Genomic DNA, 5,978 nt, shown 5'->3' with positions numbered 1-5,978 from the left:
CACCTGATCGAGCAGGGAAATCACGAGAGCCTGCTCGCCGAAGGCGGCGTCTACGCCAAGCTCTACGAGCTCCAGTTCAGCGGTCAGAACGGCAACGGCGCCGCCGCACCTGCGTAAACTACACTGGCCCGTTCCACCCTTCGACAAGCTCAGGGCGAACGGGAAAAGATGCCGTTCGTCCTGAGCTTGTCGAAGGACGAACAGACGCAGAGGCACCCGTTCCCCACGCCATTTCCCAAGACCCCTGCCGAGGCGGTACCATGGCGCGCAAGAGCAATGGGAATTCTCTCCAGACTTGGGCTGGCATCGCGCGCCGTGGCCAGACCCGAAGACCTGCGCGGGCTTACCGTGGAGCTTTCGAGCCACTGCGGCTATGACTGCGCGCCCTGCCCGCTCAATTTCTATACCGATACCGTAAAGCGCCAGCACGCAGACGCGGCCACGCTGATCGAGACGATCGAGAGCCTGGCGCCCCTGGACGTGGTGGATTTTACCGGCTGGGGCGAGGGGCTGCTCCACCCGGAGCTCCTGGCCATCGTCGCAGCGGCGAGCAAGGCGGCCAGCGAAGTCACGCTCACCACGGCGGGCTCGCTGCTCACCGAGGAGAAGGCGCGCGGGCTGATCGATGCGGGGATGACCTACCTGATGGTTTCTCTCGACTGCGCGAGCGCAGCCACCTACCGCGCGCTCAAGCACAAGGACGAGTTCGAGCTGGTCTGCGAAAATGTCGTGCGTGTGGCGAAACTGCGAGCCGGCAAGGCTTCGCCCATGATCTCGCTTTCGTTCGTGCTGATGCAGGACAACCTCGCAGAAGCGCGCGCCTTTGCCGAGCTGGCGGCCGAGCTGGGCGCCGACCAGATCGTGTTCAAGAGCGTCGTTCCCTTCGAGAGCGCGGAAGTTGGGCGCTCGGTGGACGCGCACTACTACGCGGGGCTCGACCCGGCGCTGGCGCTGCGCGCCCAGCGCGTCATTGCCGAGGCCGCCGACGTGGCGATGCATGCCGGCATCGAAGTCGCAACCTTCGGGGATTTCCGCTCGACAAAGCGGCACGCGTGCATGGCCTACGCCGAGCAGCGCCCCTTCCTTCGCGCCGACGGCGCGGTGAGCCCGTGCTGCATGGCGGCCTACCCGGTCTGGCGCGTCCCGCGTGAGGGGGAGGCCCGCAGGCTCGAACCCGTGGCATTTGGAAAGCTCGGTGAAGGATCACTCGCCGCGCACTGGGCCGGTGATGACTACAGGAATTTCCGCAAGGCGCTGGGCGATCTCTCGGCGCCGCTGCCCGAGGCCTGCCGCGACTGCCCCATCTGCCACAACTTCGCGCTCAACGTGCGGCGAATCCCGGACGAAAACGAAGCGGCGCTCTGAAGATAGAGAGGGCGAGGCATGCCTCGCCCCTACACGGCCCCGCTGTCCCGAGAAGAAATGGGGCGAAGCCCCTAGTTCTCGGTCTTGAGCTGAACTTCCTCGACCTTGCCGGCGAGTTCGCGTCCCAGGAAGCGGGGCGCGAGTTCGAGGAAGCGCTCGCGCGAGTCGGTGACCAGGTAGTGATGACTGTCGCTGCCGGTGTCGGTCGCAGCCAGCTCGGTTTCCTTCAGCAGGTGCACGACCTCCTCGGCAGTGGCCGTGGCCGAGTCGATGACGCGAACCCCCTCGCCCATGACCTTTTCCAACGTCGGCGCCAGCAGTGGGTAGTGGGTGCAGCCCAGCACGAGGGTGTCGATCTTCGCCTCGAAGAGCGGTTCGAGATACCGGCGCGCCGCAAGCTCGGCGATCTCGCCGTCGGTCCAGCCTTCTTCGACCAGTCCGACAAAGAGCGGGCAGGCCACGCCGAAGACTTCGATGTCGCGGTCGGCGGCCTTGATGGCTTCGACATAGGCACCGCTCCGCACCGTGGCGCTCGTGCCGATGACACCCACGCGCCCGGACTTCGTCGCCTTGGCAGCCGCGCGCGCGCCGGGAACAATCACTCCCGTCAGCGGCACGTCGAACTCGGTCCGCAGCACGCCCAGCGCAACGGCCGAAGCGGTGTTGCAGCCGACCACCAGCAGCTTGATGCCCCGGTGCAGGAGCTCGCGGGTTACTTCGCGCCCGTAGCGCTGCACCGTCTGCGGGGACTTCGTCCCGTAGGGAACGCGGGCGGTATCTCCCAGATAGAGCGTGCTCTCCCCTGGCAACAGGCGGCGGATCTCTCGCAGCACCGTGAGCCCGCCCACACCGGAGTCGAACACTCCGATGGGCAGCTTGCGTGATTCAGTCTGGTCGGTCATAAGGAGCTTCCCCCGCCACATCTGCACTGAAGCGGTGGCGGAATGCTAGACCCGCCCGCGCGCGGCTCCAAGTGCTTTGGGTGCGCAAGAGCTACCAGAGGCATCCCGGAGCGCCGCCCACCGGCGCGAGCGCGCTTTTGTTGCGTTGCGGCGCAAAGGGCTGGTATAGTTCGAAATTCGAGGGAGGGGTGTAACCCCGCCAGAAGATTGCGGATTTAACGATTCCCATGGCAAAGCTGCTGTTCTTTTCACAACGGGTGATCGACTCGTGGACCGAGGGAGAGAAAATCTCCATCGAAGGCCACACGCTCACTCTCAAGACCGCGCCGGAAGGGCCGAAGGTGTTTCAGCTCGAGGAAGCTGTGCGCTTTCTGACCGTCTCGGGCGGTGGCGACGATCCCCACGGCCTGCTGGGGAAGGTGAAGACCAAGAAGCAGCTCGACGCGATGAATGCCGAGGCCTACATGGAGTCGGTGATCCTGGGCGACACGCCCTACGACGTGGAGACCGGCTACCTCGGACGCCCCGAGCAACCGGCCGGCGCGCCGGCGGCTGCCGCTCCTGCGCCGCCCAAGCCCGAGGAAGAAAAGCTCGACGAATCCCAGGTCGCACCCGAGGGCTCCACCAGCGACGAAGACCTGCTGGCCAGCTTCCTGCTCAAGAACATGTCCTGAAAAGAAACTCGCGGCAGATGCCGCGCGTTTTCGTTTGAATCATTCCAGAAAATTCAGTTTGCGACTTCCGCCACCGCTTCATGCCCGGGCGCCAGGTGCTCGTAGTAGAGCAGCGCGCCCGCGACGACCATCACCGGTGCGAGCAGCGGGATGACCAGCACGTTCACGACGGGCACCAGTGCAACCACATAGGGCGGCAGCCCAAAGCCCAGTGCCATGCCCGGCTGATCGGCGGCCAGCATCGCCACGCGGTCGGAAAACGGCAATTTGCGGTGGGCCATGGCGAAGTCGATGTATTCGAGCGCCACGTAGAAGATGCCCACCAGCACGCCCACGACCGGCGAAATCACCTGAACCACGGGAATGAGCCCGACGAGAAATGTCCCCACCGCCAGGATCACCAGCAGCAGGAGCTTCTTTGCCTCAACGCCGATTGAGAAAAGCGCGTCGGAAGCAAAGTTCTTCCAGCCCGCGCCCTCGGGAACCTCGCCCGTCTTCAGGATGCCCACCTGCTCGGCCAGCATGTCGTTGAAGGGCGAGGCGATGAGCCCGGCCACGGGGACAAACAGGAAGTAGGCGGCCACGCCGACGATCAGGTAGCCGACCCCCTGCAGCAGAAAACGCACCACGTCCCAGAACCAGTTGGTCGCCTCGGGCAGAATCATGTCCGAGAGCTCGGGAATGAACTTGCCCGCCAGATACGCCAGCGTGCCGAAGATCAGGTAGTTAATGATCACCGGGATCACGCACCACGAGATGAGCTTGGGGTGCTCCCCAAGAAAGGACATCCCGCGCTTTGGAGCGCCGAGCCCGGTGAAGATTCCCTTTGCGAACTTGCCGACCATGGGTGTCAATCTACACGAAAAGCGCGACCGGGGGGAGCCCCGGCGGCGCCGTCCTCAAGCATTGAAGGGTGCGCTCAGCTCGATCGCGCCAGATACTCGCGCATCATGCCCATCATGTTGATGTCGGAGGTGCCGCCGCCGATCTCCAGGAGCTTGGCATCGCGCATGAGCTTCTCGACGTAGTATTCCTTCATGTAGCCGTTGCCGCCCAGAATCTGGATGGCGTCGAGCGCGACCTTGGTCGCCTGCTGGGTGCAGTAGACCTTGGCCACCTGGGCCGAGAACATGTCGCGCTTGCCCTCGCGCTGGAGCCAGGCCTGCTTGAATACCAGGTTCCGGCAGTTCTCATAGGCGATGTACATCTCCGCCAGCCGGAGCTGCACGGCCTGGTAGTTGGCGATGGGCTGGCCGAACTGCTCGCGCTCCTTGGCGTATTTGGTGGCAACTTCCAGGCAACGCTCGATGATCCCCAGCGCCATGGCCGGCATGCCCGAGCGCTCGCCCTGAAGGACTTCCTTGCCGTCGCCGCGGGACTCTTCTTCCTCGGTACCCAGGATGCGGTCCACCGGAATGCGGCAGTCCTCGAGATAGATCAGCCCCGTCGGCGAGTCGCGCATGCCCATCTTGTCCATGGGCTCGCTGGTGGAGAGACCCTCGTCCTCGCGCACGCAGATGAAGCTCTTGACCGGCCAGGTGTTTTTCTCGCCGCCCTGGCCTTTGTCCAGGCGCGCGTAGATCACGAAGATATCCGCGTGCGGGGCGTTCGTGATGAAGGTCTTCGACCCGTTGAGCACGTAGTAGTCGCCATCGCGGCGGGCGACGGTCTTCATCGAGCCGAAGGCATCGCTGCCGGCGTCGGGTTCGGTCAGGCCCCAGCAACCGATCTTGTCGTAGAGCAGCACCGGCTTGGCGTATTTCTCAAGCTGCTCGGCCGTGCCCTTCTTCTGGATGTTCGAGCCGCACAGTCCGAGCGAGGCGCCGTAGGAGAGCGTAAAGCCCGGCGAGACGCGCGAGAGTTCCTTCATCAGGATCGCCATGAGCAGCGGGTCCTGCCCACCGCTCAGGTCATCTTCGTCCCCCTTGGCATTCTCCTTTTCCGGTTTCTCTTCGGGCGCTTCGCCTGCTTCTTCGGCGCGCTTTCGTGCAATGGCCTTGTTGATCGCTTTCTCAGCGGCGATGCGAAGCCCCAGTTCCTTGTGCATCTTGCGGAACAGGTCGTAGGGCAGCATGTCGCCGCGGTCCATCGCTGCCACGTGGGGAAGGATTTCCTTCTCGACGTAACCGCGCATCATCTTCTCGGCCATCTTCTGGGTCTGGTTGAATTCAAACATGGGAGTCCCCCGCGGGTTGGGATCGCCGCGCGGGGCCTGCGGGGGAGCGCTTTCGCGCGGCAGGCACCGACCGTCGGCGTCGCTGCGAGTAGTACACAGCGCGGCGGGGGCGGTCAATGAATGCTCACTCACTTTTGGACGCGAGCCCGGAACGCACGGGGCCGAGAAAGCCCTGAGACGGGCAGGACCGGGCCGCAGCCCCCACTGCCGGGGTCTGAGGAAGAGTGGTTCATGGTGGTTCGGGTGGTGGGATGCGGCCGGGAACGGTTGTCCCGGCGCGGCGTGCAGCCCCCGACAAGAGGTGACCATGACCCGGCCTGCCCGCTCGTCCCGCGAGGCTCGGTAAGAACCCTGGCGGACCTCTTGCGTGAAGTCCTCCGCCGCGGAACCGGCGTTGAGCCAACACTAGGTCGGGGGCGTGTCAGCAGGCGTCACAGTGTCAGAGACAATAATTCAATCCCCGCTCCCCCGACGGGGGAGCAGGGAAGGCTGGGTACTATTTACCGCTCAGTTCCGCGAGCAACTCGCGCAGCCCAAGCTTGTCGATTCTCCCAGCGAGTGTGCTCTTGGGAATACCGAGCTGGCGGGCGGCGTTGCTCTGGACGCCACCGGTGCGCTTGAGGGCCGCGCGGATCATCTCGCGCTCGACGTCCTCGACGCTCATTCCCGAGAGCTCGGGGTGGCGATCCAGGAAGTCGCCCTCGGGCCTGGCCGAGAGATCGTCAAACCAGATAGTGTCGGCATCGATGGTATCGGACTCACTGAGGATGGCGGCGCGCTCAATCACGTTGCGCAGCTCGCGCACGTTGCCGCCCCAGCGGTGGGCGCGCAGTTTTTCCAGCGCGGGCTTCGAGAGTTTCT

The 5,978-nt window shown here is 64.6% G+C and carries 6 protein-coding genes; 2 read left to right on the top strand and 4 right to left on the bottom strand.

From position 1 onward, the window contains the following. Nucleotides 1-276 precede the first annotated feature (276 nt). On the top strand, nucleotides 277-1,365 hold the full coding sequence (locus tag KDH09_00405) for an SPASM domain-containing protein (GenBank protein ID MCB0218126.1): 1,089 nt from the start codon (nucleotides 277-279) through the stop codon (nucleotides 1,363-1,365). 71 nt (nucleotides 1,366-1,436) lie between these two features. On the opposite strand, the gene KDH09_00400 is transcribed toward KDH09_00405, so the two are convergent. Continuing rightward, complete coding sequence (locus KDH09_00400) at nucleotides 1,437-2,267, bottom strand: glutamate racemase (protein ID MCB0218125.1); 831 nt, start codon at nucleotides 2,265-2,267, stop codon at nucleotides 1,437-1,439. 227 nt (nucleotides 2,268-2,494) lie between these two features. Between KDH09_00400 and KDH09_00395 the strand changes: the two genes are divergently transcribed. Then, the gene (locus KDH09_00395; GenBank protein ID MCB0218124.1) at nucleotides 2,495-2,941 is read left to right on the top strand and encodes a hypothetical protein; all 447 of its coding nucleotides are present in this window, start codon (nucleotides 2,495-2,497) and stop codon (nucleotides 2,939-2,941) included. Between the two features lie 53 nt (nucleotides 2,942-2,994). Here the strand turns inward: KDH09_00395 and KDH09_00390 are convergent, their stop codons facing one another. The 3 genes from KDH09_00390 to KDH09_00380 all read right to left on the bottom strand — a co-directional run. After that, nucleotides 2,995-3,786 (bottom strand): EI24 domain-containing protein, encoded by a 792-nt coding sequence (locus KDH09_00390; GenBank protein ID MCB0218123.1) that lies wholly within the window; start codon nucleotides 3,784-3,786, stop codon nucleotides 2,995-2,997. A 74-nt stretch (nucleotides 3,787-3,860) separates the two neighbouring features. Beyond that, a complete protein-coding gene (locus KDH09_00385; GenBank protein MCB0218122.1) occupies nucleotides 3,861-5,117 on the bottom strand; it encodes an acyl-CoA dehydrogenase family protein in 1,257 nt (418 codons plus the stop codon). Between the two features lie 496 nt (nucleotides 5,118-5,613). After that, nucleotides 5,614-5,978: sigma-54-dependent Fis family transcriptional regulator (locus KDH09_00380; protein ID MCB0218121.1), on the bottom strand; the 365-nt coding region annotated here is incomplete at its 5' end.

This window comes from Chrysiogenia bacterium (assembly GCA_020434085.1).
In the GTDB taxonomy this organism is placed as follows: Bacteria; JAGRBM01; JAGRBM01; order JAGRBM01; family JAGRBM01; genus JAGRBM01.
The sequence above is the reverse complement of the archived record's forward strand: the minus strand, read 5'-3'. Positions and strand labels throughout refer to the sequence as shown.